General features: G+C 69.7%; 22 protein-coding genes, 1 tRNA gene and 1 pseudogene. 11 read left to right on the top strand and 13 right to left on the bottom strand.

Annotated features, from left to right (window positions below):
- Positions 1–83: 83 nt before the first annotated feature.
- Positions 84–2342 (bottom strand): DUF4132 domain-containing protein, encoded by a 2259-nt coding sequence (locus AB0C46_RS23255; protein WP_362829971.1) that lies wholly within the window; start codon positions 2340–2342, stop codon positions 84–86.
- A gap of 89 nt (positions 2343–2431) precedes the next feature.
- A complete protein-coding gene (locus AB0C46_RS23250; RefSeq protein WP_362829969.1) occupies positions 2432–3058 on the bottom strand; it encodes a hypothetical protein in 627 nt (208 codons plus the stop codon).
- Between the two features lie 139 nt (positions 3059–3197).
- On the opposite strand from AB0C46_RS23250, the gene AB0C46_RS23245 reads away from it, so the two are divergent.
- From AB0C46_RS23245 to fabV, 3 genes are all read left to right on the top strand, one after another.
- Positions 3198–3269 (top strand) — tRNA-Leu (locus AB0C46_RS23245).
- 2 nt (positions 3270–3271) lie between these two features.
- On the top strand, positions 3272–5590 hold the full coding sequence (locus tag AB0C46_RS23240; protein WP_362829968.1) for a hypothetical protein: 2319 nt from the start codon (positions 3272–3274) through the stop codon (positions 5588–5590).
- A gap of 272 nt (positions 5591–5862) precedes the next feature.
- Positions 5863–7071, top strand: coding sequence for an enoyl-[acyl-carrier-protein] reductase FabV (gene fabV / locus AB0C46_RS23235; RefSeq protein ID WP_362829967.1), 1209 nt, complete (start codon positions 5863–5865; stop codon positions 7069–7071).
- Between the two features lie 72 nt (positions 7072–7143).
- On the opposite strand, the gene AB0C46_RS23230 is transcribed toward fabV, so the two are convergent.
- The 5 genes and pseudogenes from AB0C46_RS23230 to AB0C46_RS23210 form a co-directional block, all read right to left on the bottom strand.
- On the bottom strand, positions 7144–7323 hold the full coding sequence (locus AB0C46_RS23230) for a hypothetical protein (protein WP_362829966.1): 180 nt from the start codon (positions 7321–7323) through the stop codon (positions 7144–7146).
- A gap of 261 nt (positions 7324–7584) precedes the next feature.
- Complete coding sequence (locus AB0C46_RS23225; RefSeq protein WP_362829965.1) at positions 7585–8055, bottom strand: ATP-binding protein; 471 nt, start codon at positions 8053–8055, stop codon at positions 7585–7587.
- A 606-nt stretch (positions 8056–8661) separates the two neighbouring features.
- On the bottom strand, positions 8662–10080 hold the full coding sequence (locus AB0C46_RS23220) for a cytosine permease (RefSeq protein WP_362829963.1): 1419 nt from the start codon (positions 10078–10080) through the stop codon (positions 8662–8664).
- Positions 10081–10320: 240 nt separating this feature from the next.
- Positions 10321–10875, bottom strand: a pseudogene (locus AB0C46_RS23215) (coagulation factor 5/8 type domain-containing protein); the annotation flags it as partial.
- Positions 10876–11009: 134 nt separating this feature from the next.
- Positions 11010–11354, bottom strand: a complete 345-nt coding sequence (locus AB0C46_RS23210) for a hypothetical protein (RefSeq protein WP_362829962.1) — start codon at positions 11352–11354, stop codon at positions 11010–11012.
- A 63-nt stretch (positions 11355–11417) separates the two neighbouring features.
- Here AB0C46_RS23210 and AB0C46_RS23205 point away from each other — a divergent pair, with 63 nt between their 5' ends.
- On the top strand, positions 11418–12053 hold the full coding sequence (locus AB0C46_RS23205) for a hypothetical protein (RefSeq protein WP_362829960.1): 636 nt from the start codon (positions 11418–11420) through the stop codon (positions 12051–12053).
- Positions 12054–12332: 279 nt separating this feature from the next.
- Here the strand turns inward: AB0C46_RS23205 and AB0C46_RS23200 are convergent, their stop codons facing one another.
- On the bottom strand, positions 12333–14168 hold the full coding sequence (locus AB0C46_RS23200) for a glycoside hydrolase family 15 protein (RefSeq protein ID WP_362829958.1): 1836 nt from the start codon (positions 14166–14168) through the stop codon (positions 12333–12335).
- 403 nt (positions 14169–14571) lie between these two features.
- On the bottom strand, positions 14572–15558 hold the full coding sequence (locus tag AB0C46_RS23195; protein WP_362829957.1) for a winged helix-turn-helix domain-containing protein: 987 nt from the start codon (positions 15556–15558) through the stop codon (positions 14572–14574).
- A gap of 259 nt (positions 15559–15817) precedes the next feature.
- Here AB0C46_RS23195 and AB0C46_RS23190 point away from each other — a divergent pair, with 259 nt between their 5' ends.
- The 4 genes from AB0C46_RS23190 (at position 15818) to AB0C46_RS23175 (ending at position 19663) form a co-directional block, all read left to right on the top strand.
- Positions 15818–17047, top strand: a complete 1230-nt coding sequence (locus tag AB0C46_RS23190; RefSeq protein ID WP_362829955.1) for an alpha/beta hydrolase — start codon at positions 15818–15820, stop codon at positions 17045–17047.
- 277 nt (positions 17048–17324) lie between these two features.
- Complete coding sequence (locus AB0C46_RS23185; RefSeq protein ID WP_362829954.1) at positions 17325–18317, top strand: trypsin-like peptidase domain-containing protein; 993 nt, start codon at positions 17325–17327, stop codon at positions 18315–18317.
- A 279-nt stretch (positions 18318–18596) separates the two neighbouring features.
- A complete protein-coding gene (locus tag AB0C46_RS23180) occupies positions 18597–19091 on the top strand; it encodes a potassium channel family protein (protein WP_362829953.1) in 495 nt (164 codons plus the stop codon).
- Between the two features lie 227 nt (positions 19092–19318).
- Positions 19319–19663 (top strand): MmcQ/YjbR family DNA-binding protein, encoded by a 345-nt coding sequence (locus AB0C46_RS23175; protein ID WP_362829951.1) that lies wholly within the window; start codon positions 19319–19321, stop codon positions 19661–19663.
- A gap of 100 nt (positions 19664–19763) precedes the next feature.
- Here AB0C46_RS23175 and AB0C46_RS23170 read toward each other — a convergent pair whose 3' ends face one another.
- Entirely contained in the window at positions 19764–19922 is a 159-nt protein-coding gene (locus AB0C46_RS23170; RefSeq protein WP_362829950.1) for a hypothetical protein, read from the bottom strand.
- Positions 19923–20342: 420 nt separating this feature from the next.
- Here AB0C46_RS23170 and AB0C46_RS23165 point away from each other — a divergent pair, with 420 nt between their 5' ends.
- The 3 genes from AB0C46_RS23165 (at position 20343) to AB0C46_RS23155 (ending at position 22000) form a co-directional block, all read left to right on the top strand.
- A complete protein-coding gene (locus AB0C46_RS23165) occupies positions 20343–20642 on the top strand; it encodes a hypothetical protein (RefSeq protein WP_362829949.1) in 300 nt (99 codons plus the stop codon).
- Positions 20643–20890: 248 nt separating this feature from the next.
- Positions 20891–21319, top strand: coding sequence for a hypothetical protein (locus AB0C46_RS23160; RefSeq protein ID WP_362829948.1), 429 nt, complete (start codon positions 20891–20893; stop codon positions 21317–21319).
- A 285-nt stretch (positions 21320–21604) separates the two neighbouring features.
- On the top strand, positions 21605–22000 hold the full coding sequence (locus AB0C46_RS23155) for a nitroreductase/quinone reductase family protein (RefSeq protein ID WP_362829946.1): 396 nt from the start codon (positions 21605–21607) through the stop codon (positions 21998–22000).
- A 178-nt stretch (positions 22001–22178) separates the two neighbouring features.
- Here AB0C46_RS23155 and AB0C46_RS23150 read toward each other — a convergent pair whose 3' ends face one another.
- From AB0C46_RS23150 to AB0C46_RS23140, 3 genes are all read right to left on the bottom strand, one after another.
- The gene (locus AB0C46_RS23150; RefSeq protein WP_362829945.1) at positions 22179–22814 is read right to left on the bottom strand and encodes a DUF1707 domain-containing protein; all 636 of its coding nucleotides are present in this window, start codon (positions 22812–22814) and stop codon (positions 22179–22181) included.
- 441 nt (positions 22815–23255) lie between these two features.
- Positions 23256–23666, bottom strand: a complete 411-nt coding sequence (locus AB0C46_RS23145) for a hypothetical protein (protein WP_362829944.1) — start codon at positions 23664–23666, stop codon at positions 23256–23258.
- A complete protein-coding gene (locus AB0C46_RS23140; protein ID WP_362829942.1) occupies positions 23663–24784 on the bottom strand; it encodes a diaminopropionate ammonia-lyase in 1122 nt (373 codons plus the stop codon). Before AB0C46_RS23140 ends, AB0C46_RS23145 begins: the two co-directional genes overlap by 4 nt.
- Positions 24785–24844 lie beyond the last annotated feature (60 nt).

Genomic DNA, 24844 nt, shown 5'->3' with positions numbered 1-24844 from the left:
CCCGTTCCGCAACGCCGAGATCTCCGCCCTGTTGGCCGCCCTCTTCATCCCGGACAGGGCGACGGACCGGACCGGCCACCCCGCTACCGGCGGGGAACCGGACCATTCTCCAGGAGGTGGCCCACCGTGTGGACGACTCGCTCCAACAGCGCCTCGTCGTACGGCAGGTACGGCAGCGGGACGGCGCGCCGGCCGATGGGCAGAACGATGTCGACCGGATCGCCCTCCTGGGTCACCCGGCCGGTGGCCAAGTGGATGTCGTAGTCGTCCAGATGGAGGTGCCGGTCGCCCAACTCGATGCGACCGGAGGCTATGTGCCCGGCGAGCACGCGGCGCAGTGCCGCCCGGCGGAGTCGTGCGGTCCGGCCGAGTGGCTGGGCGTAGAGACGGTTCCGTGCGTGCCAGGTGTCAGGGTCCTGGTCGTGGCCGGCGCACCAGGCGAAGCTGCCGGCGCTGATGAGGAGGTCGACGGAGCGCAGGATCTCCGACAGCCGGACGGCATCGATGCCGTCCAGGCGCTGGGGGCTTCCGTCGGCGCGCTGGAGGAAGACGTCCTGCGCCTCCGCCCAGCCCGAAGCGCCGGGGTAGAGGCTCCCGGCGACACCGAAGCGGGCCTTCATGTCCCCTACGGACAGGGTGAGTTCCTCGTCCTCAATGTTCCAGCCCTGACGCACGGCAAGGCCCAGGACGGCCTCGATGCGGACGAGGTGTCCATGGAACATCGAGGTGGCGTGACCGGACTCCTCGGGCAGGTAGTGCTCCCGGTAAGCCTGCCGTAAGGGCTGGCGCAGGTGCCGTGCGGCGATCCGGTCGCGCCAGGTCCGCCGTTCGGCAGGAGTGGCCCGGGCGGGGTGCCAGAGCCGGACTGCGGCGGAGGGCTCGGGCTCGGGGAAGTCCAGCGGTCCGGCCGCGGGCAGCACCGCCCGCCACATCCCCGGCGCGTACTCGATCTCCCAGACAAGGCGACGGGCGGTCCCCCGGGCCACGGGGTGCCCGGCCAGCGCGGCGCGCCAGCGGTCGTAGCGATGGACGGTCCCTTCGGCGAAGCCGCCCTCCAGCGCCCTTGTCAGGGTGCGCACCTGAGCCCGGGTCTTCCCCAACAGGTCCCGGGCGAAAGCGACTTCTTCGTGGTACGCACTCCGGACGGACGCCGGCGGCGACTTCGCGGCGCGTCCGTCGGCGCCTTCCCAGGTCAGCGTGGCTTCGTCGGTGACGGTGAGCACGGCGGTGCAGCTGCCGCAGGGGATGCGCCGGATCCCGTCGGGGCCGTAGCCGAGGTCGGGGAGGCGGAGCGCGACCTCGGTCCGCCGGCCGAGATGGCGTTCGGCGCAGCGCAGGAGGCGGTCGAGCTTCTTGCTGACGCCGGCATGCCGTACGACCCTGCGGGCTTCGCGCAGGGCGGCGATGGCCTCGGGCGTCGGGTAGGCCTCGACGGCCTGCGCGAGGGCGATACAGACGCTCTGCGAGGGAAGGGTCCTGGCGCTCGTGGGCGCCACGGCGACCTGCGGCAGCAGGGTGGCGAAGACCTCTTCGGCCCATGGTTCGTCACGCCGCAGGGCCAGCCGGGCGGCGCGGCGGAGGGTGTCCGTGTCGGCCGGGGTGAAGGCCTTGTCGGCGGCGTAGGGGATCCGCCCGGCATGGATGGCGGCGAGGTGGCCGGCCGCGGTGCACAGGGCGCGGCGGGCGAGCCCGGCATGCAGCGCTTCGGACGGCTCTGTGTACCGCTCCGGCAGTGGCGGCCAGTCGCCCGGCAGGGGCCCGTACCGCGGGTTCTCGGCGAGCATCACCCGGTCCCGGGCGCCGGTCGCGAGCATCACCTCCAGCTCCGCGAGCCGCAGCGGGCTGTCGGCGTACAGCACCCGCAGACGCGCGGTGAGTTCCTCCTCCACCTCCGGGCCGGCCGGCACAGCCACGGCCAGCGCGGCGTCAGCGGTCTGGTCGGCCTGGCCGGCCTTCGGCCCGGCCGCCCGGACGAGGAGGGCGGCAGGCTCCGCCAGTGCTTCCTGATCCCATGGCTCCGTGCAGCGCAGCAACGCCCCGGCCGCATGGCGCACATCGGTGGGCCGCGGGGACTCGGCCAGCGCGGCGTAGAACTCGGTGAGAGCGGCGGCGGTGAAGGACGGCTGCACTGCGGCCCCGGTCACTTCGCGGGCGACATGGCGGGCGTGGTCCGGGGCGCTCTCGTCGGCGAGGGTGCGGTGGGCCGCGGGCAGCAGCGCGCCCAGTTCCCCCGGCGTCAGGTGTGCGCAGGCGGACCGGATGCCGCCGGACCAGTCGGCGTCGGGCTGCGGCCCGGCCATCGCAGCCCGCAACTGCGCGGCGTGCGGTGACAGTTCGTCCATACCTACAGACCGTAGCCGCAGGGTCTGACAATGCGGTCCGCCCGCCGGGCGCGCTTGACCGGGCAGGCCCGGGCGGGCGGCCCCGGGTCCTAGCTGATGAGGTCCTGGTGGCGCAGGTAACCGGCGGGCCGTTCGTGCTCGCCGAACCAGCGGTGCGCGGCGCGGGAGCGGGCGGCCTCGGTCAGCTGGCTGCCGTAGTGGCGGAGGGCGAAGACCGGGATGCCGATGCGGTAGCGCCGGTCGGGTACGCCCGCCACACCGGCCTGCTCCTGGACGAACAGCGGAGCCAGCACCGGATCCTGCGGTTCCTGCACGCCGCCGGTGGGGCACAGCTCCAGACTCACCAGCCGGTGCCCGGAGTTGCCCGACTCCTGGTGGCACCAGAACAGGCCCACGGCGTCCAGCGCGTCCCACGGGAGGACCGCGTGTACCGATGTGTCGTGCCACCACCACACGCCGGTCGCGTCGAACGCCAGGTAGGCGTCACGGTCCCCCCAGCCGACCCACGCCATGAACACCCCGACCGCGCCGAGCACCAGGAACCAGATCACCGCGAACACCCAGGTGCCGACGCCGTATCCGTAGACCGCGCAGGCGGCCGGCATCGCGAATCCGAGGGCGAGAGCGGCAACGGCAGCGGGCAGGGTCCGGCGCATCCGCTGCTTGCCGAAGCGGAACATGGCGGCGTCAGGGGCAGGTGTACGTCCGGGGAGCATGCAGGGAGTCTACGAAGCAGCGGCGCCCCGCCGGACGGCGGGCTCCGGTGCCCGGATCGGGCGGGGAGTCCGGCTCCGCGCCCGCTGTCGAAAACTCGTTTGTACGGCCGCCGGGGATCCGTCTAATCTCACGGATCATCGACGTGTAGCTCAGCAGCAGAGCGCCGGGCTCAGGACCCGGAGGGCGCGGGGGCGGCACCCGCCACGTCGGCTATGAACGACGACGCTGAGCAGCAGCCCCTCACCCGGAACCCGCCCTATGCGCGGGACCAGTTGGCGAAGGCCTTCGTCACGGCGCTGACCCACGAGGACCCCGCAACCCGCCATCGCGCGGAGGACCGGGCCCGCCGCTGGCGCGGAGTGCTGGACGGCCTGGCCGATGGCTCGTTGACGGTGGGTTCGCGCACTCCGGTGGCGGGCCTTCCGGTCTGGGTGACCCCCGAGGTCGTCCGGGGCGGCTTCGCGACCGGTGAGCCGAGCGCCGGTGGGCCGCTCCAGCCGTACGAGAAGGAGGCGGCGCGCCGGGCCGGCGTGGCGGCCGACCGCCGGGCGCTCTTCGTGCACGCGCTGACCGAGGCCGGGCTGGCCGATCTGTGCGCGCTGCTGGACGACGGGCGCTATGAGGTGTCGGTGCCCGAGGAAGCCGCGCTGCTCACCGTCGCCTGGCTGATGCGCTCCGGGCAGGTGGCCGAGGCGCTGGACCTCGTCGAGGTGCTGGCACCGTTCGCCGACCGGCTGCGGTTCACCCCCCGGCCGTCGGCCGCGCCCGCGCCGGACGCCTCCGCGGTGCACCGCCGGACGGTCGCCGACGCCGGCCGGGCCCTGGCGCGACGGCGGCCGCATGCGGCGGTCGAGACCCAGCGGGAAGCGCTCACGGTCTGGCAGCCCTTCGCCGACGAACTGCTGGTCCACTGGCTGGAGACCGCCGAGGGCGAGCGGGTCCTCGCGCGCACGCCGGACGTGGGCTGGTACGAGCGCGGCGCCGCCCTGCTGCACCGCTACCGGCTGCTGGCGGCGGCCCATGGGCGCTGCGGAAAGCACCGCAATCCCAAGGAGAACCTGGGCATCCTGCGCGGGGCGCTGGAGGACACCGCCGCCGGGCGTCCGCTCGATGCCCGCCGGCTCGGTCTGCTGCGGCACGCCGTCGCGTCCATGGTGCGGCGTCGCGGGATGCCTGGTTCCGAACGGCACTTGACGCTGCGTGGCCGGCAGACGGCACAGGGCGCGCTCCCCTCGCACCACGCCCTGGCACAGCTGGTGCTCCGCCGGCTCGGCGCGCTCCCCCAGGACGTGGGCGCGGCCGATGTCGGATCGCTGGTGGTCGGGGTGACCGAGCGGGAACACCGCGAGACCGGGCTGCCCGGCGGAGCCCCGGTTCCGGCGTCGATCCGCGGGGTCGTCGAGGCGACGCTGAGCGCTCCGCTCGGCACACTCGTGGAACGGGGCGTGGTGCCGTCGGCCGAGGTCCTGGCCGAACTGGTGCCGCAGCTGGTCGCCGCCACAACCGCACAGGCCTTTCCGGACGAGGCGCTGCAGACCCTGATGGCCGCGAACTACCGGGCGTTCCGTAACCGCCGTTCGCTGCTGCTGCTCCATCTGGAGCGGCAGGTGCGGGTCGAGGAGCTGCCCTGGGTACGGGCGGTGTCCGGGCAGCGGGGCGACGAGGCGGCGCAGGAGGGCGCGTATACCGCGCTGCGGCAGCTCGGCGAGCTGGCCGTGCAGGGGTTTCCCGGCACGCTGCTGCCCAACCCTCTGGTCCGCGAACTCGGTGTGCTGGCCCGCCAGGCCGACCTCGGTGCACCGATGGTCGAGGAGCTGGCGGCGGACATCTTCATGGGCACCTTCACCCCGAAGTTCCTCACGGCGGCGAGAATCGCGGGCGAGCTGCTGCGTGGCACGCTGTACGAGCACTACTACGGAATCGACTACGCGGAGATCCGCAACCTGGCGATCGCCGAGGCGGCTGAGGCGCTGACCCGCAGCTACCGGCCGCGTACCTCGCCGCAGTTCGCGCGGCTGTGCGCCGCGCGGGCCGGGGCGTCCGCGCGGGGCCCGGTGGCGGCGAACGGCACGGTGATCGAGCAGGCGCAGATCCTCACCACGCACAATCTGGCGACGCTGGTGCGCCAGGTGGGCATCGTTCCGGAGCCCGGCTGGGAGGATCTGGCCCGTCGCTGCTTCCGGACGGTCTGCCGGCTGACGGCCCGGGTGCACCACAATCCGCGGCCCCTGGCCACCATCAAGGACGCGGCCTACGCGTGGCGGCAGCTGCTCTTCTTTCTCGCGCTGTGCACGCCCGCCGAGCAGACACGGCTGCTCGGCGGGCTGGGCGAGGAGACGGCCCGTCACCCGGCGCATGTCGCCGCCCGGCTCGCGCCCGCCCTGGCGGGGCTGCACCTGGTTGCGGCCGGGGGAAGCTTCACCGCCGACGGGACGGCGCTCGGCGGCCGGGCCCGCCGTTTCCTCGGCTGGAGCACCGAGGATCACTGGCTGCGCCGTCTGCCGCCGACGAGGGATCACACGACGGGCTGAGGGGTCGTCTTGCCGGGTCCGGGGCGTGCGGGGTGCGGGGGCGCAGCCAGGGCCTGTCCGGTAGGCCGGCGGGGGCCCACCGGACCACCCGCGGACGCATCGGCACGCCCCCGTCACTGCCCGAACTGAGGGAAAACCTCCAAAACCGCCTCCTCATTACTGTGTCCGCCCCGCCGATCATGCGAGGGTGCGTGGTCGCAGACTTGCAGGGTGCGGTGCGTGCTCCGGCGCCGGCCGCCTCTTCCTCCGCGACAACCCGAAGGACGTGCGTCATGAGCGAACGAGTCATCACCCCGCGCAGCCGCGGTTTCCTCTTCCTCGACTCCCATCCGGCCGGCTGCGAGCGCCTGGTGCAGGAGATGTGGCAGGCCGTCCCCTCCCCCGCCGAGGTCCCGGGCAGCGCTCCGGTGGCGCTCATCGTCGGCTCCTCGGCGGGCTACGGGCTGGCCGCGACGATCGCCGGCCTCGCACGGGTGGGCATCCGCGGCATCGGCGTCTGCTTCGAGAAGGCCCCCACCGAGCGGCGCACCGCCACGGCCGGCTGGTACCGCACCGCCGCCACGGCCGAACTCGCCCGCCGGCACGGTCACGAGATGGTCTTCCTCAACGGCGACGCATTCTCCGACGCGATGAAGGACCAGGTCGCGGAGCTGCTCCGGGAGCGCTTCGGCCGCCTGGACCATCTGATCTACTCGGTCGCCGCCCCGCGCCGCACCGACCCGGACACCGGTGCCACCTACACCTCCGTCCTCAAACCCATCGGTGAGGCGTTCCGCACCAAGACCCTCGCCTTCGACAGCGACGGGACTCCCGAGGTCAAGGTGGTGGAGACACCGCCCGCCACGGAGGACGACATCGAGCAGACCGTCGCGGTGATGGGCGGCGCGGACTGGGAGCGGTGGATCGACCATCTCGCCGACCGCAAGCTGCTCGCCGACGGATTCACCACCGCCGCCCTCTCCTACATCGGCTCCCCTCTGACCGACGGGAACTACCGGCAGGGCACCATCGGCGCCGCCAAGTCCCACCTGGAAGCGACCGCCCGTACGCTCAACGAGCGCCTGGACAAGCTGGTCGGCGGCCGCGCGGTGACCTCCGTCAACGGGGCAGCGGTCACCCAGTCCTCCACCGCCATCCCCGGCATCGCGCTCTATGTGGGCCTGCTGCGCGGCGTCCTCGGCGACGCCATGGTGCCCCCGATCGCCCAGCTGGCCGGCCTGTGGGACCAGCTCACCGGTGCCCGGCCCCTCGATGTCGACGATGACGGCCGGGTCCGTCTCGACGCCTGGGAACTCAACAGCGCGGTGCAGGCCGCCGTCACCGAGCGGTGGGAGACGGCCACCACCGAGACCATCACCCGCCTCGCCGACCTCGACTGGTTCCACGCCGAGGTCCAGCGGCTCTACGGTTTCGCGGTACCGGGGGTCGACTACACGGCCCCGACCGTCACTCAGGTCCCTTGGCCGGACGCCCTCTCCTGACCGCGGGACGAATGCCGCCGCGCGCCCGACAGCTGTGAAGACAAGGGCGCCGAGTGGCCTTCACCGGGGCGATCAGCGATCGCGCTTTCGCCTCCGCCGGTTTGCCGGGTAACTCTGCGCGCCGACCGGGCTGTTGACGGTGCCATGGATTCGACCGGCTGCGACACGGAACCATCGGATGTCGATTCCACCGTCAAGGAATTCGGACGACAACTGGGCAGCTTCCTCACCCATTCCGGTTTCGTCAGCCATGACGACCTCGTCAGTGGAGGTCCGGCCCGATGGCCGGCGGGGAGTTGCTGGTTCCCCAAATACGCTCGGTCACGCCGCCCTTACCCAACAGGGACGCCCCCAATGCCGGCGGATGGGCCACCCAGGATGCCGCAAGAAGACTGATAGCCCCACGTTTCTCGCCGCCGGTGGCGCGGATTCCGTGCATACCCCCGGCAATATCCGCCGGGCCACTCAGGGGTGACAGGGATCACGGAGAAATACGGGGCGGACGGTTCCCGCTCAGGCCGTGACTCTTGCGTCGCGGCCTGAGCCGCCGCTGCACGAGGCACCCTGACGGGAGATGACCACCGTCACGGTTTTGCCGGCCGGCTCCCTGCGGATCTCCACGGATGCCGCGAGGCGACAGACCATCGACCAGCCGAAGCCGCCGCCCTCTCCGGTCACGTCGGGCGTACGGGGGCGCGGCAGAACGGGGCTGGAGTCGCCCACGGCGACCACGACCGACTGCGGGTCGGTCGTCAGCCGCAGAGTGCAGAGCTTGCCGCCCGCATGACGTACGGCGTTGGTGACCAGTTCGGAGACGACCAGGATCACCGCGTCCCTGGCATCCTTTTCCAGGGAGGGTTCCAGGCGCTCCAGGAACGTGGCCGCAAGGTGCCGTGCGGGCCCGACGGCTTCGGAATAGCAGTCCAGTTGAAGCTCCAGCACCGGCGACGCCGTGACTGTGCGCGGAGCCTCGGCGGTGCTCATGATAAAGCTCACCTCGTATCGCGTCGACTTGCCTTCAGGCCGGAAAGCGTGCCCTCTCCCCGCGGTATCAACCACACATTTCCGAGTTCGGACGAAAATGTTTGCTCTTCGCAACATCGGAATGATCGAACCCCGGCCTGCCCAAACGGATACGGACAAGCGGAGTGCCGCGGAACACCTCACCGGGCCGGTAGCCGCACGGTGAGCACGAGGACCGCCACGACCATCAGGCCTTCCCTGCGATTCCGGCACCGGAAATGATCAGTGCGGCATGCAACAGAAGAAGGGGAACCACAGTTGTCATCCTCCGGACATTCGGGTGCCCGTATCCGCCGCGGACAATCGGAAATCACCCCCGGTTTGCTGCACGATCCGTCGGGTAAAAGGGACTGCGTTCCTTTCGTTGCGCGGCAGGGCGAATGACGGCAGTCCCGGACCCGCCTCCCCGCCTGAGGGGCGTCGGCCCCGGTCACTCGCGCGCGCCGGAGTCGCCGCCCCCTCCACCCGCGCGCCGGGCCTGAACACGCTGCTCAGCGCACGCTTAGGACACCGTCTCGGAGTGCGTGCCCCGCCCCGCACTCCGGGCCGGCCACCCGTGAGCCCGGCTCAGCCGCCCGTTCCCGGCGCAGCCGCGACCATCTCCGCCGCCTCGTCGCTACCGGTGCGCACAAAAAGCCGCAAAGGCGCATAGACCGCCACAGAGACCAGGAATGCCACGTAGTACGCGAAATCGGCACCATGCAGCGCGGCCGCGACCGGGCCGACGAACAGGGTGGTGTCCATGAAGGGCACGGCCGCGGCGAAGGCGACGACGAAAGCGACGCAAGCGGGCCACCAAGGCTGGGGGCGGCCGAACTCGGCCTCGACGTCGACCGGCGCGCCGCGCCGGGCCTTGGCGCGCAGCCGCGCGTCGACCAGCACGATGCCCACGAACCCGGGGATCCAGTAGCCGACGAAGAGCAGCAGGTTCTGGAAGCGGAGCGTGGTGTCCTCGGCATGCATCCAGAGGACGAGCAGGAAGCCGAGCACGGCAGCCGCCGCCGCGGCGAGCGGCCGCGGAACCCGTACGCCGGCCGCCTGAAGGGCCAGCGAGCCGCTGTAGTCGTTCATGGCGTTGCTGCAGACCGCCGCGGCCGCAATGGCCAGCAGCCCGAAGGCGCCGAGGACGCCTCCGCCCAGCAGCCCGTGCACCCCGGCGGCGGTCTGGTCGGTGAACAGCTCGGCTCCCCACAGACCCAGCGCCTGGACCCAGGCGAAGGAGAGCACCATGCCGAGCAGGGAGTACCAGAACATCCGGGGCCGGGACGTCGTACGGGGCAGATAGCGGCTGAAGTCCGAGGCGTAGGGCGCCCACGAGATGGCCAGGCTGAGCGCGATGGTGCTGGTCAGGACAATGGCACCCAGACGATCGGCGCCGTGCGCGGAGCCCGATACGGGGAGCGGTACACCGGACAGCAGCTGCACGCTGAGGACCAGGAACGCGGCGCCCAGGACGAAGGTCATCACCGTCTGGAGCTGATGGAGGGCCTCGTAGCCGAAGACGCCGACGACCCCCTGCAGCAGCAGGATCACCAGCGCCCCCAGCCAGAACGGCCAGCCGAGCAGCTGAGCCAGCGCCTCGCCGCCGAAGAGGCCGATGAGCGCATCCCAGGCGACGGAGGAGAGCCACTGCATGATGCCGGGCAGAGCCACCCCGCGCCCGAAGGCGAGCCGCGAGAGCGGCAGCTGACCGGTTCCGGTCTGACTGCCCCACGTGCCCAGGTATGCGGCCGGGACCGCGCCGACGACCGTGCCGAGCACCATGGCGGTGAAGGCCGTCCAGAAGTCCAGCCCCAGCGAGACGCCCACCGTGCCGGAGAACACGCCGGTCATGGTGAGGTTGGGGGCGAACCACACGGTGAAAAGACGGGCAGCCCTTCCATAGCGGTTGCTTTCGGGCACCGGCCCGATTCCGTGCCGTTCGACCGCCAGGTCGCCGGGCCGGGCAGGCATCCGCCCTCGGAAGGCGGATTCTTCGATGGTCATGACTCTCCAGGCATCAACAGATGCGCCCTACGGTAGGCCGGACAGTCGGCCCGCCCGTCACGGCCCCCTGGCACGGCACCGCCGCCGCCGCCGTTACCGTACGGCGGCCGAGCCGGTCGCAGGGGACCACGCACGTGCGCACAGACCTGGGATCACGTCGCAGGGATCATGGAGCGGGGGCGGCACTCGTGCACACCGGAACCGCGAACCAGGAATCACGGGTGACAGCTCTCGGACGGGTCACGGAAAGGAAACCACCGTGGACGGCACCGTCGAGGTGCCCGAGGTAGGAGCTCCGACGCTGTTGATCACGTGCTCGTACTGCCCCTTGCCGCCCAGAGAGACCACCAGCACATGGTGCAGCTTCACGCCCGGTGCGCCGGGAGCCTGGAAGCCGTGGTCCTGGCGGATGGTGGGATCCGCGTTGTAGTAGCAGTAGCTGCCCAGCCCCCACCCTTCGTGGGTGGTCACGCCATCAGAGATCCTGTACGCGGCGTACCCCTTGATGTCGCCGTTCTGTATCGCGGCCTGATTGGGCGCGTCGTAGGCCTTCTCGTTCTGGAAGACGACCGTACGTCCCCGTTCGCCGCGCCACTCCACGTCGTACTTGTTGAAGTGTTCGACGAACAGCCCGGTTGCCAGGACGTCGTCACCGTTGACGCGGACCCCGTAGTCGGCCCGGTTCGTCTACCAGCCCACACCGTCCCCGTGGTCGGCCCGCCAGACCCAGGTGTGATCGATGAGGGTGTGGTTGCTGTTGATCACCATGCTGGTGGTCGCCCTGCCGGGGCCCGCGGGTTGGACTGACTGTTCATCAAGTAGCAGATGCCTTAGACCAGTTGAGGCCTGGCCACACCAAGGTCCCCGAGGCCTCGCCCGTTGCCTTCTCCGCGTTCAGGAGGTGTCACCGCACGCCGAGCGGGACGGCCTCAACGGCTCACTGCGTCACCGAACGACATCACCGCCACGCCGAGGAGCACCACCGTGAACGTCAGGCGAGTGGAGATACGCCTGGCGAGTACCCCGCCCACAGCCGTGACGACGGCGCCGGCCGCGTAGAAGGCGGCCCAGGCACCCAGTTGGTCGCCGCGCAGGAGCCGGACAACGAGCAGCGACAGCCCGCCGAGGGTCAGCACGGCCGCCAGCACGGTGTAGACCAACCGCCGCTGCCGTTCCTTGCGCACCTCGTCCTCGGCAAGGCCCGGCACGCCCTGCTGCTGAAACCCTGCACGCAATTGCTCGGCACGGGTGGCCCTGTCTTCGCTTCCGGTCATGGCCGGAAGCTTATGAGGGGCCCCGAAGGCGAGGCGGACGGGGCGTGCGTAAACTCCGGCGTCATGTCCCTGCCACAGAATTCTCCGGCCCCGGACGCGATCGTGGTACGCACCGGACGCCGCGGCGCACTGACCGCCCTCCCCATCTGTCTGATCCTGGTCGCACTGGGCCTGGTTGGAGTGGTGGGGCTGATCATGCTCGCCACGGGCACGGCGCAGGGCGAGGTCACCGCGCCCGGCGTGGCCGGTCTGGTGATGATGCTGGTATTCGGCGCGCTCGGTGTGCTCTTCGGCATCCCGGCCTGGCACGGCAGGCGCGCGGCGGTCATTGTCGACCGCGCGGGTGTGTGGCTGGACAACGGCAGGGCGCGGCAGATCATCCCCTGGGAGGTGCTGGCCGGGGTCGGTATGCAGTGGAGCCAGTTCGGACGGCGGGTGAAGCAGTACTCCATCGAGCTGTGCCCCAGCGGCCCGATCGACGACCGTGATCCGGTGCTCTGGGCCCTGGTCCGCGACGAGGAGCCGATCGGCCCCGGCCTGCCGCGTCTGCGTTACCGGCTGCCGGTAACGCCCGGCAGCCAGGAGAAGGTGACAGCGGCGGTCCGGCAGTACGCCCCGCCGCACCTCTGGCTGGGCGAGGCACAACGCGAACCCGGCCACCTCGGCCGCCCGGATCCGAGCCGCCGCCCCAGGCGCTGAATTCGCACCGGCCGGTGCAGGCGAAGGGTTTCCGAATTCACTCGAAAAAAGCGGCTGGGGCGCACCGACGTGCGAAGGGCAGTGCGCCTCAGCCTTTCCCCGCCATCGGGACGGGTTCTCAGCCGACGGTAAAGCCGCGCGCATCACCACGCCATGTGGGGACGCCGTACGGGGCGCCCGGGGTGACACGACGCCATCCGCACCCTCCGCTTGTGCCCACCGGGCCAGCCGAGCCACGGGATTCTCGCTCACCGGGCAGAGCGGCCTCGCCTGCCGGCCTCAGCCCAGGGCACGGTCGAGGTTGAATGCGGCGCTGATGAGTGCCAGATGGGTGAAGGCCTGGGGGAAGTTGCCGGTCTGTTCGCCGGTGCGGCCGATTTCTTCGGCGTACAGGCCGAGGTGATTTCCGTAGGTGAGCATCTTCTCGAAGGCGAGCCGGGCCTCGTCCACACGGCCGGCGCGGGACAGCGCCTCGACATACCAGAACGAGCAGATCGAGAAGGTGCCTTCCTCGCCGCGCAGCCCGTCCGGGCTGCTGCGGGGGTCATAGCGGTAGACCAGGGAGTCGGACACCAGCTCCTCCCCCAATGCGTCCAAAGTGGAAAGCCATTTCGGATCCGTCGGGGAGATGAACTTGGCCAGCGGCATCATCAGAACGGCGGCATCGAGAACGTCGTCTCCCTCGTGCTGAACGAATGCCTTTCGCTCGCTGGACCAGCCACGCGCCATGATCCGCCGATAGATGGCGTCCCGGGCCCCTCCCCAGCGGATCATGTCCGCCGGCAGGCCCCGGTGCACCGCGATCCGCATCGCCCGTTCCAGCGCCACCCAGCACATCAGCTGCGAGTACAGGAAGTTCTGGGTTTTGCCGCGGGTCTCCCAAATGCCCTCGTCCGGCTGGTCCCAGTTGTCGCAGACCCAGTCCACGAGCATGCCGATGGTGTCCCAGTGGTCGCTGGACAGCGGCTCTCCCCATTTGTCATAGAGATAGAGGGAGTCGATAAGTGCCCCGTAGATATCCAGTTGGAGCTGGTTGACGGCGTCGTTGCCGATCCGGACAGGGCTTGAGCCCAGATGGCCCTCCAGGTGGAGGAGTTCCTCCTCGGGCAGTTCGCTGCGGCCGTCGATGCCGTACATGATCTGCAGCGGGCCGTGGGCGCAGTCCGTGAGGCAGATGTTCTGGGACAGGAAGTGCACAAAGGCCTTGGCCTCATCGGTGAAACCCAGTCTGAGCAGCGCATAGATGCAGAACGCGGAGTCCCTCACCCATGCATAGCGATAGTCCCAATTCCGCTCCCCGCCGATCTGTTCGGGCAGGCTGGTCGTGGGAGCGGCCACGATGGCGCCGGTCGGCGCGTAGGTGAGGAGCTTGAGGGTGAGCGCGGAGCGGTGCACCATTTCCCGCCAGCGCCCTCGATAGCGGGAGCGCGACAGCCAGCTGCGCCAATACCGCACCGTGGCGCCGAACAAATCTTCTGCCTCGGTCAGCGGACAGGCCCGTGGAGCCACCCCGTCACCGACGCGGTCGAGGGCGAACACCGCGGCGCTGCCCTCGTCCAGCATGAACGAGCACCGGGCATCCGGACCGTCGATCTCGACCGGAACGCTGGACGACAGCGCCAGCGAAAGCGCCGGGGAGTCGAACACGATCTGGCCCTGCTGGGAGCTCACGGTGTGCACACTTCGCCCGTAATCGAAGCGGGGAGCCACCCGTGCGACGAATGGCAGCGACCCGCGTACACAGAGCACCCGCCGGATCAGCCGATGACGGTCCGCCTCGCGGGAGTCGTCGACAATCGGCATGAAGTCCTGGACCTCACCGACACCGTTGTCCGCGAAGAACCGCGTGATCAGGATATTGGTGTCGGGAAAGTAGAACTGCTTCGTCCGGGCGGGCACATCCGCGGCCAGCTCAAAGGCCCCGCCGCGATCGGCGTCCAGCAGCGATCCGAAGACGCTGGGTGCGTCGAATCGTGTGCAGCAATACCAGTCGATGGTGCCGTTGGTACCGACGAGCGCAGCGGTACGCATATCGCCGATCATTCCGTGCTCGGCGATGGGGGTGTAGCGGAGTGCGTCCGCCTTGCTGGGACGGAGGCTCACACCGGCGGTCATATGCCCTCCCCGGCATTGGGGAGAAGATGCAGTGAATTCAGATTACCTCCCGGGGAATGCGGGCGGCGAGCGAGCAGCTTCGGGGCGAAGCGACGGAGCCGGGGACGGGGACGGGGACGGGGACGGGGCGCGCCGCGGGGACGGGACGCGCCATGCCGGGGCGGACGCCACGACGTCACCCGTCGCGAGGACGGACCAACGGCCGGACCACGACCGTTGCCGCCCCTCACCCCTACGATGAACCTCGGTCACTCACCGTGACAGGGCAGGCGGCTCCGGCGGCGCACCAGAGGACCGCCTGGACCGCCTGGACCGCCTGACCCGGCACCGCTCGCCCAGCCACTGCAACTGCCACTGCCACTGCCACTGCCCACAAGTGCACCGCCGCGCCCAAGCCCCAGCGTCAGCCGCGCTCGCTCCCCGATCGGCCGCGGCGCTGCACCAGCAGGCTCCCCAGAGCAGTGCGCCGGTGCAGAACCGCCCGTCCCGCGCGGGCCGTGGTGATCAGGCCGGCGCCGCGCAGTGCGGCGGTGTGGGTGGAAGCCGTGGCATTGCTGACCTTCAGCCGCCGGGCCAGTGCGCTGGTGGTGTGTTCCTCCGCGAGGAGAAGCAGGATGCCGAAACGGGTTCGTCCGAGCACGCCGGCGAGCGCCTCGTCCGAGCCGGCCGCCTCGGCCGGCGAGAGCGGCAGCCCCGGTCCGGCGGGATAGGTCACGGCCACAGGGCGATCGGGCAGGTCGGAGATGAGGGGATGGCCGGTCCAGTGGAAGGTGGGCAGCAGCAGGACACCGCGACCGCGCAGCTCGATGTCGTCGTCGTAGGGCGCCTCGAATGCCCAGACGTTCTCGTGCAGCCGGGCGCCCGGGACGAGTTCAGTGAGTGCGGCGCCGATGCCGTGCTCGGCGACGGCCACGGCATGGCGGGTGAACTCCGCCTGGTGGAGGTCCTGCACCAAGGGCCACACAGGACGCAGAGCCGTTTCGAACGCCGCATGCTGTGCGCGGCGGAGGAGGTGCCAGGCGGCGCCGTCACCCCGGTACAGATCGCGGAGCCACAGCGGAGCCGGGGACGGCTGCCGGGCGTACACCCGCTCGATCTCGGTGCGGACCAGTTCCGGGCGCGACGCTCGGACGGTGTCCAGTCCCTCCTTCAGCGTGTCGCTGAAGACATCGAGGAAGTTGGGGGCCACGGCGGCAGGAACCAGGTCACCCAGCGGCTGGACGGCCGGCGGCAAGGACTGGAGCAACCGTCGTCGCCACCGGCCGAACAGCAACTCGCCGTCCCGGGAGCACATCTTCATGAGGGCCACGTTCAGCTCTTGCAGCGGGGCCGGCCGGGGCGCGAACCGGACCTGGGCGAAGTCGGCAGCCTCGAACTGGATCCGGATCACTACTCTCCCTGGTGGCGAATCGCCATCGTTCAGGGCAGGGCCTGAACGATGGTCCGCCCTCCCCGCTGGGCGCCACCCTCCAGGTCATGCCCCCTTCATTCACTCAGGGGGCCGCCGGAAGGCACAAGGACCGACGTCACAGAGGCACAAGAGGCACAAGGGGAGAGCCATGTTCCGCAGGAGCATCAACGAGGGTGAGGCAGCAGGCCGAACGTCTGTGCCTGAGCGCGGCCTTGACGGCGTGCCCGGCGGAGAAAGTGTGACGGGAGTGAACCGTCGGACCGTCACCAAGTCGGCCGCGCTGGCGGCCACGATGCTGCTCGCGCGCGGCGGCGTCGCGCAGGCCCAGCCCGGGAAGGCCCGCACCGCGAAGGACCTCACCGTACGGTTGCCGGCGCCGACCGGGCCGTACCGGATCGGGGTCACCACGCTGCATTTGGTCGATCGCACCAGGCGCGACCCGTGGGGGCCCCTCCCCGTTCGGGAAGTCATGGCGACGGTGTGCTATCCGGCCCGTACCGTCCGCGGCTGTCCGGTCGCACCGCAGATGACCAGGGGCGCCGCGGAGCGTGTGCCGTTCATCGATCCCCTCTTCCATGAGGGGCTGCCGGTGAAAGGGGTGAACTGGGCGGCCACCAGGACCCATGCACACACGGGCGCAACCGCGCAGGCCGTGCGGCGGCCGGTGCTGCTGTACAGCCCTGGAGGCGGCGACCCGCGCACCCTCGGCACCGGTATTGCCGAAGAACTGGCGAGCCGCGGATACGTGGTGGTGACCGTCGACCACCCCGGCGATGGCAGTGAGGTCGAGTTTCCCCACGCGAGGGCGGGGAGAAAGAAGGTCCGCGAAACGGTTTTCAGGGGAGACCCCCGAACCGATCCGACGATGTTCCGCACCGTGATCGACACCCGGATCGCGGACACCCGGTTCGTGCTGAACCAGCTGGAAGCGCTGGCAGCCGGACGGAACCCGGACGCGGCGGGACGCCCGCTGCCGGAGCACCTCGGTCGTGCGCTGGATCTGCGGCGGGTGGGCATCTACGGCCACTCGGCCGGCGGCACCACCGCGGCCGAGACGATGTACGAGGACCGCCGTATCCACGCCGCGATCAACCTGGAAGGCTTTCTGGACCACCCACCGGAGTCCCCCGGCCAGGAAGGGAAGCTCTTCCCGATCGCCCAGTACGGCACGGACCGGCCGCTGCTCCTACTGGGAACCGATGGATTCCCCTACGGGAAGGAGCTGGAGCGTTCCTGGTCGGCGATGCTCGCCCACCCCCACGGACGCACCGGCCGCCGGCTGCTCGACCACACCGCGCACGGAGTGTTCACCGACTACGCCGCCATTGCGCCCCAGTTGCAGGCTGCCGGGCTGATGACCACCGCCAACCGGATCAAGCTGGTCGGCACGCTCGACCCGGCGGTGTCGGTTCCCCTGGTGCGTCATCACGTGCTCTCGTTCTTCGCCCGGCACCTGCCCACAAGCTGACGGGCGGGGGCCTGTCCGACGGCGCGGATCCTTGGGCTCGTCACACCGTCGAGCCCGCCAGTTCCGCCGAGCCCGCCGAATCCGCCGAATGCGTCGAAGGCGTCGGAGAGGCCCTGTCCGTACCTGGGTGCAGTTGTTCCCTGGCTCTTGACGGTATGCCATGTGCTACGAATTCGGCCCGGCCTCTCGCCCTACGTTCCCGGGCCGTAGGACCATGGCACGCTCGCCTCGCGCATGTCTCTCGTTCCGTACGCCGGCCCTCGGGAGGACCCGGATCATGAGCAGACCGATTGCTGTACGCGGCCGCTACGCCCTGCTGCTCACCACGCTGCTGCTCGGACTGTCGCCCACCCTCGCCGCGGCACCACCGGCGCACGCCGCGAATGCCCCGCACGGCCACGGGCACGGGCACGGGCACGGGTTACGCCTCGCCGCCGAGCCGGCCGACACGTACTGGACTCCGCAGCGGATGCGGGCAGCACGACCGGCCGCCGCGAGAAAGAGTTCGGCGGCGCCGCGCCCGGCGACGGCCGCAACCCCGCCGAGCCACCCCTTCGACGGACTCCCCCAGGTGGGGACGTTCTTCTGGACGGACGGCAGCAACACCGGCCGGTTCTGCGGCGGCACGGTCGTCCGCAGTCCGCACCGCAATCTGGTGGTCAGTGCCGCCCACTGCCTGCGCTCCCCCGACCCGAAGCGACATCTGTCGTTCGTGCCGCAGTATCACGACGGACGCAAGCCGCACGGGATCTACCCCATCGAGCGCAGCTACCTCGACCAGCGGTACTACGACCTCGGCACGAACGCGGGCGCCCGCTGGGACTATGCGGTCGTGCGGCTCGGGGCGCGGGAGGACGGTGCCGAGGTGGAGGAGGTGACCGGCGGCTTCGGCCTCCTGCCGTACCCGGGCTATGACCACCGGAACGTACGGCTCATCGGCTACCCCGGCAACAAGGACACCACCCACCCCAAGCCGCTCGACTGCACCTCCTCCACGCACCGATACACCAGCACCGATCCGGCCGCCCCCGGCGATTTCCTGGAGATCGCCTGCGCGGGCTATATCGGCGGCACCTCCGGCGGACCGTTCCTGGTACGGGACTTCACCGGCTACGCCCTGATCGGCGTCATCGGCGGTTACCACACGGGCGGTGACTTCCCGGACGTCTCCTACAGCTCGTACTTCACGGCCGACACCCTGGCGCTCTATCTGCACGCCGTCCATGGCGATCCACCTGCCACGCCGCGCCAGGACGATTCCTCACGGTGATCGCGGAGAGCAGGTAGCGGGTAGCGGGTAGCGGGTAGCGGGTACGGAATAGTGGGCGGCGGATTAGCGGAGTAACAGTCGTAAGGCAGCAGCCGTCGCGAAAGAGCGATGGTGAAGGAGCGGTGGTGAAAGAGCGAACGTGAAGCAGCTCCTTCACCACCGCCACACTGCGACCGGTCACCCACCGGCATATACGGCCCTGGCGTTGGCTCCTGTTAATGTCAGCGATGGCGGAAGGCCGGTTGTCCACCAGGCCGCAGTGGAAGGTGACGCCCGTTGGTGCCGTCGTTTCTCTTGTCCGTACTGAATCGCCTCTTCCGTAATGAGGCATGGCGCCGGCTGCACGCACAAGCGGCGCTCTGGGTCACCGTGGTCATGACCGCGGTACTTCTTGCCGGTGCCGCTCTGGTGGTGGTCGCCGAATCCGGTGCACCACACGCGAATATCACGTCTTATCCGAAGGCGTTGTGGTGGTCGATCGAGACGGCGACCACTGTTGGGTACGGGGATTTCTATCCCGTCACTCTGTGGGGCCGCATCATCGCCGCCCTGTTGATGCTCAGCGCCATTACGGCATTCGGGGTCATCACAGCAGCCCTCGCCACCTGGTTCGTCAGCCACGCGGAGCAGGACATGATCCGCCTGAGCAAAGCGGTGGGGAGCCATGCCCGCGAGGACGCGGAGGCACTTCGTACGGAGCTGCGTACGCTGCACGAGCGCTTCGATCACGTCGAGAATCTGATCCGGGACAAGGGCACACACTCCGCCTCCTGAGCAAGGGCGGGCGCCGGGCGGCCTCGGGGTGCGGACCACACGGGACTGCGGGCGCCCAACGCCGCCTCGGGCATCGCGGGCAGGCAGGAGGCAATGCGGAATGCCACCTCGGTGCCGTGCGGAAGCGAACGCAGCGACGGGGAGCGTAGCGACCGGGATCTCCACACACACGGAGAGGCCAGGGAACACCTGTTCGCGTAGTTCGCCGCGCGTCTAAAGTAGTGACCGTGATCGATTCCGCTGACGTCCGCCGTATCGCCCTCTCCCTGCCTGAGACAGTGGAGAAGGAAGCCTGGGAGATGCCCACCTTCCGGGTCGCCGGGAAGATGTTCGTCACGATCCCCGACGATGAGACGTCATTCGCCGTGAGATGCCCCATTCATGAGCGAAAGGAGCTGATTGCAGCGGAACCGGAAAAGTTCTGGGTGCCGCCGCACGAGGCAAGCTCCCATTGGGTGAGAGTGCGACTGGCCGAGCTTGAGGACATGACCGAGCTGCGGGACATCCTCGTGGACTCATGGAAGCAGGCTGCACCGACACGGCTGGTGGATACTTTCCCCGGGAGCGACTGAACCGTCGATGGATGCCATTGACGCCCGACGCCCTTCTCGGCGAAATCGGGCAGGCGGCATCGCACTCAGGCGGACGCCCCACCGCGGGTGAGCGCAGAACTCAGTCCCGGCGGCGCAGATCACTCCAGTCCAGCGCTTGCGACGCCGTCAGCTGCGACCGCTCCGCGGCCTCGCGGGCCTCGGCGAGAATGTCTCCGTGCTCCTCGACGAGCTCTTCGTAGATCGGCGTGGGGCTGGAGGGGCGTGTGGAAGTCGTCATGTCTGGTCCCGTTCCCTTGTGATTCCTTGTGCTGCGGCTTGGTAGGTTCTCGCCGCCCTGGGAAGAAGGGAGCACCACGGTGGAACGCGGTGCGCAAAGGGAGGTTGTCCCCACACGTGTGCCGCTCCCCCGTGCGGCGCTGGACATCGTGTCATGTGCGCGGCGAGCACGCAAAAGATCATCCCAGACCCCGCAACCGCCGACGCCACCACGCGAAGCGCGCTACCCGCTCCCGGATCGCTCCTCGATCGCTCCCACCGAGCGACAGCGACCACCTCGTCGACCGGCTCCTCGGCAGGCTGTACCGCCAGGGCTGCGCCTGCCTCCGGACCCTCCTGGTCAGCGATTCATCGATGCGAGAGCCGAAGCCGCAGGGGAAAGAATCTTGCTGCAGCACCGGCAGTCCGCGATCCTGGGCCGATGCCAGGCCAGCGGAAGAGGAAACGGCGCCAGCAGGAGCTTCAGCAGCGGACGGCCACACGCTTCGCTGCAGATGCGGGCCGCTGGGAAGTGCTCGTCGAGACCCAGGACCAGTCAGAGTTGCGGGCCCACATGCGGCGCCTCCGCGCCGAGCCTGAGCAGATCGACTGGTCAATGACCCGCGTGGACACGCTCTGCGGGCGCCTGGTCGAGCCGACCACCCATCGGTTGAGCGTGTTCGTGCCCGCCACCGCAGCCGTGTCTGCTGAGGACAATGAGCGCACCACGAGGCAACCGTAGGTTGCCAGCTGAAGGGCGTCGACTCGGGTTGACAGTGCAACGGGCCTGCCGACACACGCACTTGATCGTCAGACGATGGCAAGCAGAGCGCGACGTCGAGTGGGCCGGTACGACGAACATGAGTTACAGGCCGCCGGGTCCTGGCTCCCGGCTCCCGGCTCCCGGGTAAGGCCTCCGCCTACGGCATTCGATTCACCGCCGTGCCAGAGACCATCCCATATCGATTTGTCAGCAGCAGGAGGCGATTCATGAGTGCGGCCTTGTACGTGCGGTTTCAGGGGGATAAGCGAAGCCCGCGAGGCCACTTCCCCGGCGTTTTCGCTCTCGCCAACAGCCTTGCGCGGGAAGGCAAGTTGAGTGACGAGCAGTACCGGTTCTGGCGCGCCGGCAACGATTGGTACGACGCGAATTATCCCGATCCGTCGCACGCCGACCCCAGCGTCTACGACCACAACCTGAATCCGGGGGCGGTGGCATGGTTCAAAGCCACTGCTGTGCATCTCATCGAGCGGGTGGACGGCTATTGGGAGATCCTGGCCGCCCATGAAGTGGCCTGCGAACGGGTCGAGTCCACAGCCCCCGGACGGATTGTTTACGAGGATGATGTGCAGGTCGTTGTCGTGCCATGGGAGGAGGGAACCGCCCTGAACGGAGACGATGCCACCCGGCGACGATGAACCGACTGCGCGGATGTGACGCCCCTATGGTCAGACGCTCGACGTCGGGCAGATCGGGCGCGGGGCGGGCCGGTCGGGGGCAGACCGGGCCGGACGGGGCAGGACGGGGCAGGACGGGCGCGGGATTGTCATTCGAGGGCCCGAGTTCCTTCCGACTTTCACTGGGATTGAGCTCAATACTCACGACGGGTCGGGCAGCGCCGTATCCTCGCGCCGCAGCGGTACGGCAGTGCGAGCACCACCAGCAACGAACAACAGCGAAAGAAGCGAAAGAAAGGGCTGTGGATGTCGCGCTATCGCGAGATCAAGTTCCGGGCCGTTACGTCGTTCCAGCGGAGGATCGGCAATCCGATCCTCTCTCGGTTTCCGCAGCAGACTCTTCTGGAGACGACGGGGCGGAAGTCCGGACTGCCCCGGCGGACACCGGTCGGCGGACGCCGCATCGGGCGTGCCTTCTGGTTCGTCTCCGAGTACGGCGACAAGTCGCAGTACGTGCGGAACATCCAGGCGAATCCGCAGGTCCGGGTCCGGATCAAGGGGCGATGGCATGCCGGTACCGCCCATCCGGTCCCGGAGGACGACGCCCGTGCACGGCTCAAAACCTTGCCGCGGCTGAACAGCACGGCGGTCCGAGCGTTCGGGACAAATCTGCTGACGTTCCGGGTCGATCTCAGCAACTGACCGGACTGATCGCCAGGCACTGCACTGAGCCCTTTCCAACCTCCGTGCGAGGCAGGGAGGTTGATGCGACGAAGCAGCGGAGCTCCTGGTAGGTCGATTGTCGGCCAGAGCAACTTCTCTGCCAGGAGCCTCGCGTGCTTGTCCACCCATCCGGGCTGCATCTGTCCACTTCGGCAGGTCAGTTGTCGGGAGTCAGGGGCGTGGGCTTCCTCAGCAACCACTGGCCGACTGTCCGCCTCGGGGGTCGTACGACGACGCGGCCGTACGTCTTCTTGCCGACCAGCTCCACGCGAAGCGTGACCGGCCTGTCGGGGCCCGGAGCCTGACGGTTCGTGACCTTGCTGAACGCCAGGTTCAGAGCATCGGTATCGACCACGATGCCTGGTTTGGTGATCAGTGTCAGGTTCTTGCCGCGCATGTTCATGTCGATGCGCAAGGTGTCCTGTGCGATCACGGCCTGCGTGAAGTCGAGCGTCACCTCGCAAAATTCCGTCGCAAGCTCCAGCCGTCGCGGCACCACCCAGCGCCCCACCCGCTCGACCACACTGTGCTTCTGGTCGATCCGGAGTACATCCTTGACCTCCGCCGCAGCCACGGGCAGCAGGTCAGCGGTAAGTACGGTCAGCTCGCTGACCGTCCGCGCCGACAGAGCAGCCTCCAGGCGCTCGTCCAGCTCGGCCGCGGTCAGTCGGCCGTCGCCCGCCGCGACTCGCAGGACGTCGACCACCCGGTCCCGGTCCATATGCGAGGCCCGCAGCTCGGGCAGCGAGCCGCGGCCAGGGCTCTGCCCAGCGGACGAGATCTCTCCCGACATGCTTGCCCTCCGGATCCTGTGAAGGTCTTCGCGCTTGGGGTCAGCGGCGTGGTGAGGAACTAACGCTATATCGCGACATAGATTCCCGCCAAGCCCAGTCAGAAGGGAGAAGAGATGTGGCCAGAGGCACCGATCTCTGAGCCCGCCAGCATCGCGGAAGTAGGCGACCCCATACCGGCCGTCAAACGACTGAAGGACTGAAGGGCTGAGCCGAGGGCGGCCGTTGGGGGTGGGGCGCGCCGTCCCACCCCCAACCTCCGACCCGGCTCCGGTCCAGCGCCGGACCCCAGCCGTCGCTGAAGGGGACATGGGCAGTCCGGACCATCCGGCGGCTGGTGACGGCGAGGCCGCGCTGCCCTCGCTCCAGCGTCTGAAAATAGGTGGCGAGGTCCCCTTCCGCACGTGCCATGTCGGCGTCGTCGGGGTTGCGCAGATCGACGGTCAGCTCGGCGCGGGCCGGGACGATGTTGGTGAGGTCCGGGTAGACGATGGGGGGTGTCCGACGGTGGCGCGCAGGTCGCCGTACGAGCCGGAGACGACCATGGCACGCAGCTGCACGATCAGGTGAGCCGCCGCGAGGAGGGAGCCGGTGAGCACGGGACGGGCAGCGGGGTCGGCGCCTTCCCTGCGGCCGTAGATTTTGCCCACCCTATCGATGCGGACGGTCAGTCCTGCCTGCTCCATCCAGGAGATGACCAGGCGCCGCCCGGCCACGTCCGCGTCGGTGAGCGCCAGGCGGTTCACGCCGCGCAGGCCGGTGCGCCGGTCCTCGTACGCACCGATCTGGGCAAGTGCATTGAGGGACTGCCACAGGCGCTCGCCGTTGACGGTGATCAGGTCGGGGCCGGTCATGAAGGGTTCTCGGGGTGGTGTGGGTTGGCGGCGGTGCCTTCGGTGCTGAGCAGGACGAGGGTTGAGGCGGGGCCGAGGGCCAGGGCGGTGCGGCGGGCGGCGGCGCCGTCGCCGGTGAGGGCGGCACGGACGCCGGCGAGCGAGGCAGCGCCGCAGGGGCCGGAGGGGACGCCGAGGGCGGCGAGGTCATCGGCGGCTCGGGCGCTGGCGGCGTCGGTGACGGCGATGGCGGCATCCAGGCCGTCACGGAGATAGGGCCAGGCAAGGGTGGAGGGGGTGCCGCAGTTCAGGCCGGTCATGGTGGTCGCGCCGGTCGTCACGGTGACCGGCGTCTGCCGGGTGAGGCTCGCCAGGACGCCGGCCGCGCTGTCGGGCTCGACCGACAGCAGGGCCGCCGCGCCTGCGGGGCGGCTTCGGTAGTGGGTGACGGCGGCCTGGGCAAGTGAACCCACCCCCACAGGTACGGCGACGAGATCGGGCAATCCGGCTTCCACCGCGGCCAGTTGTGTGTCGATTTCGGCGAACAGGGTCGCATAGCCCTCGACGATCCAGCCCGGAATCCGCTCATAGCCCGGCCAGGCGGTGTCCTGGATGAGGACCGCGGCCGGGGTGCCGGCGACCGCGTCGGCCGCTTGCCGTACCGCCTCGTCGTAGTTTCCGGCGACTTCGGTGACCCGCGCCTCCTCGGCGGCGATGGCTGCCGTGGCGGCCGGATGGACACCGTCCGGGACGAAGACGTGGGCGCGCTGCCCGAGCAGGCGGGCCATACGGGCCACGGCTCGGCCGTGGTTGCCGTCGGTGGCGGTGACGAGCGTGAGCGGACCGCCGGCTTCCTGGCTGCCCGCCCGTTCGGCGAGAGCCCGGTGAACGGCCCAGGAGGCCCCCAGCGCCTTGAAAGCGGGCAGGCCGAGGCGGCACGACTCGTCCTTGACGAAGACCCGGCCGACTGTCAACTCAGCGGGAAGGGAGGGGAGTTCGGTGAGCGGAGTCGGGGCGTAGCCGGGGAACGATGCGTGGAAGCCGTGCACATCGGCGGGGGCGGGCGGGCAGGTCCAGGTACGGGCGCCGGGGTGCGCGAACCATGAGGGTGCGGGGAGGGAGGAAAGAGTCTCAGTCACCTGAGCAGCGTGCGGTGCCTCCCATCGCTCGGTCCAGCGAATGTTTCCCCTCTATATTCG

This window comes from Streptomyces sp. NPDC048637 (assembly GCF_040650675.1).
Taxonomy (GTDB): Bacteria; Actinomycetota; Actinomycetes; order Streptomycetales; family Streptomycetaceae; genus Streptomyces.
The sequence above is the reverse complement of the archived record's forward strand: the minus strand, read 5'-3'. Positions and strand labels throughout refer to the sequence as shown.

What these genes read in the sequence shown, in the direction of transcription:
- AB0C46_RS23255 (WP_362829971.1), bottom strand. Translation starts at nt 2,342, where the DNA reads ATGGACGAACTGTCACCGCACGCCGCGCAGTTGCGGGCTGCGATGGCC.
- AB0C46_RS23250 (WP_362829969.1), bottom strand. Translation starts at nt 3,058, where the DNA reads ATGCTCCCCGGACGTACACCTGCCCCTGACGCCGCCATGTTCCGCTTC.
- AB0C46_RS23240 (WP_362829968.1), top strand. Translation starts at nt 3,272, where the DNA reads ATGAACGACGACGCTGAGCAGCAGCCCCTCACCCGGAACCCGCCCTAT.
- fabV (WP_362829967.1), top strand. Translation starts at nt 5,863, where the DNA reads ATGAGCGAACGAGTCATCACCCCGCGCAGCCGCGGTTTCCTCTTCCTC.
- AB0C46_RS23230 (WP_362829966.1), bottom strand. Translation starts at nt 7,323, where the DNA reads ATGGCTGACGAAACCGGAATGGGTGAGGAAGCTGCCCAGTTGTCGTCC.
- AB0C46_RS23225 (WP_362829965.1), bottom strand. Translation starts at nt 8,055, where the DNA reads ATGAGCACCGCCGAGGCTCCGCGCACAGTCACGGCGTCGCCGGTGCTG.
- AB0C46_RS23220 (WP_362829963.1), bottom strand. Translation starts at nt 10,080, where the DNA reads ATGACCATCGAAGAATCCGCCTTCCGAGGGCGGATGCCTGCCCGGCCC.
- AB0C46_RS23210 (WP_362829962.1), bottom strand. Translation starts at nt 11,354, where the DNA reads ATGACCGGAAGCGAAGACAGGGCCACCCGTGCCGAGCAATTGCGTGCA.
- AB0C46_RS23205 (WP_362829960.1), top strand. Translation starts at nt 11,418, where the DNA reads ATGTCCCTGCCACAGAATTCTCCGGCCCCGGACGCGATCGTGGTACGC.
- AB0C46_RS23200 (WP_362829958.1), bottom strand. Translation starts at nt 14,168, where the DNA reads ATGACCGCCGGTGTGAGCCTCCGTCCCAGCAAGGCGGACGCACTCCGC.
- AB0C46_RS23185 (WP_362829954.1), top strand. Translation starts at nt 17,325, where the DNA reads ATGAGCAGACCGATTGCTGTACGCGGCCGCTACGCCCTGCTGCTCACC.
- AB0C46_RS23170 (WP_362829950.1), bottom strand. Translation starts at nt 19,922, where the DNA reads ATGACGACTTCCACACGCCCCTCCAGCCCCACGCCGATCTACGAAGAG.
- AB0C46_RS23165 (WP_362829949.1), top strand. Translation starts at nt 20,343, where the DNA reads ATGCCAGGCCAGCGGAAGAGGAAACGGCGCCAGCAGGAGCTTCAGCAG.
- AB0C46_RS23160 (WP_362829948.1), top strand. Translation starts at nt 20,891, where the DNA reads ATGAGTGCGGCCTTGTACGTGCGGTTTCAGGGGGATAAGCGAAGCCCG.
- AB0C46_RS23155 (WP_362829946.1), top strand. Translation starts at nt 21,605, where the DNA reads ATGTCGCGCTATCGCGAGATCAAGTTCCGGGCCGTTACGTCGTTCCAG.
- AB0C46_RS23150 (WP_362829945.1), bottom strand. Translation starts at nt 22,814, where the DNA reads ATGTCGGGAGAGATCTCGTCCGCTGGGCAGAGCCCTGGCCGCGGCTCG.
- AB0C46_RS23145 (WP_362829944.1), bottom strand. Translation starts at nt 23,666, where the DNA reads ATGACCGGCCCCGACCTGATCACCGTCAACGGCGAGCGCCTGTGGCAG.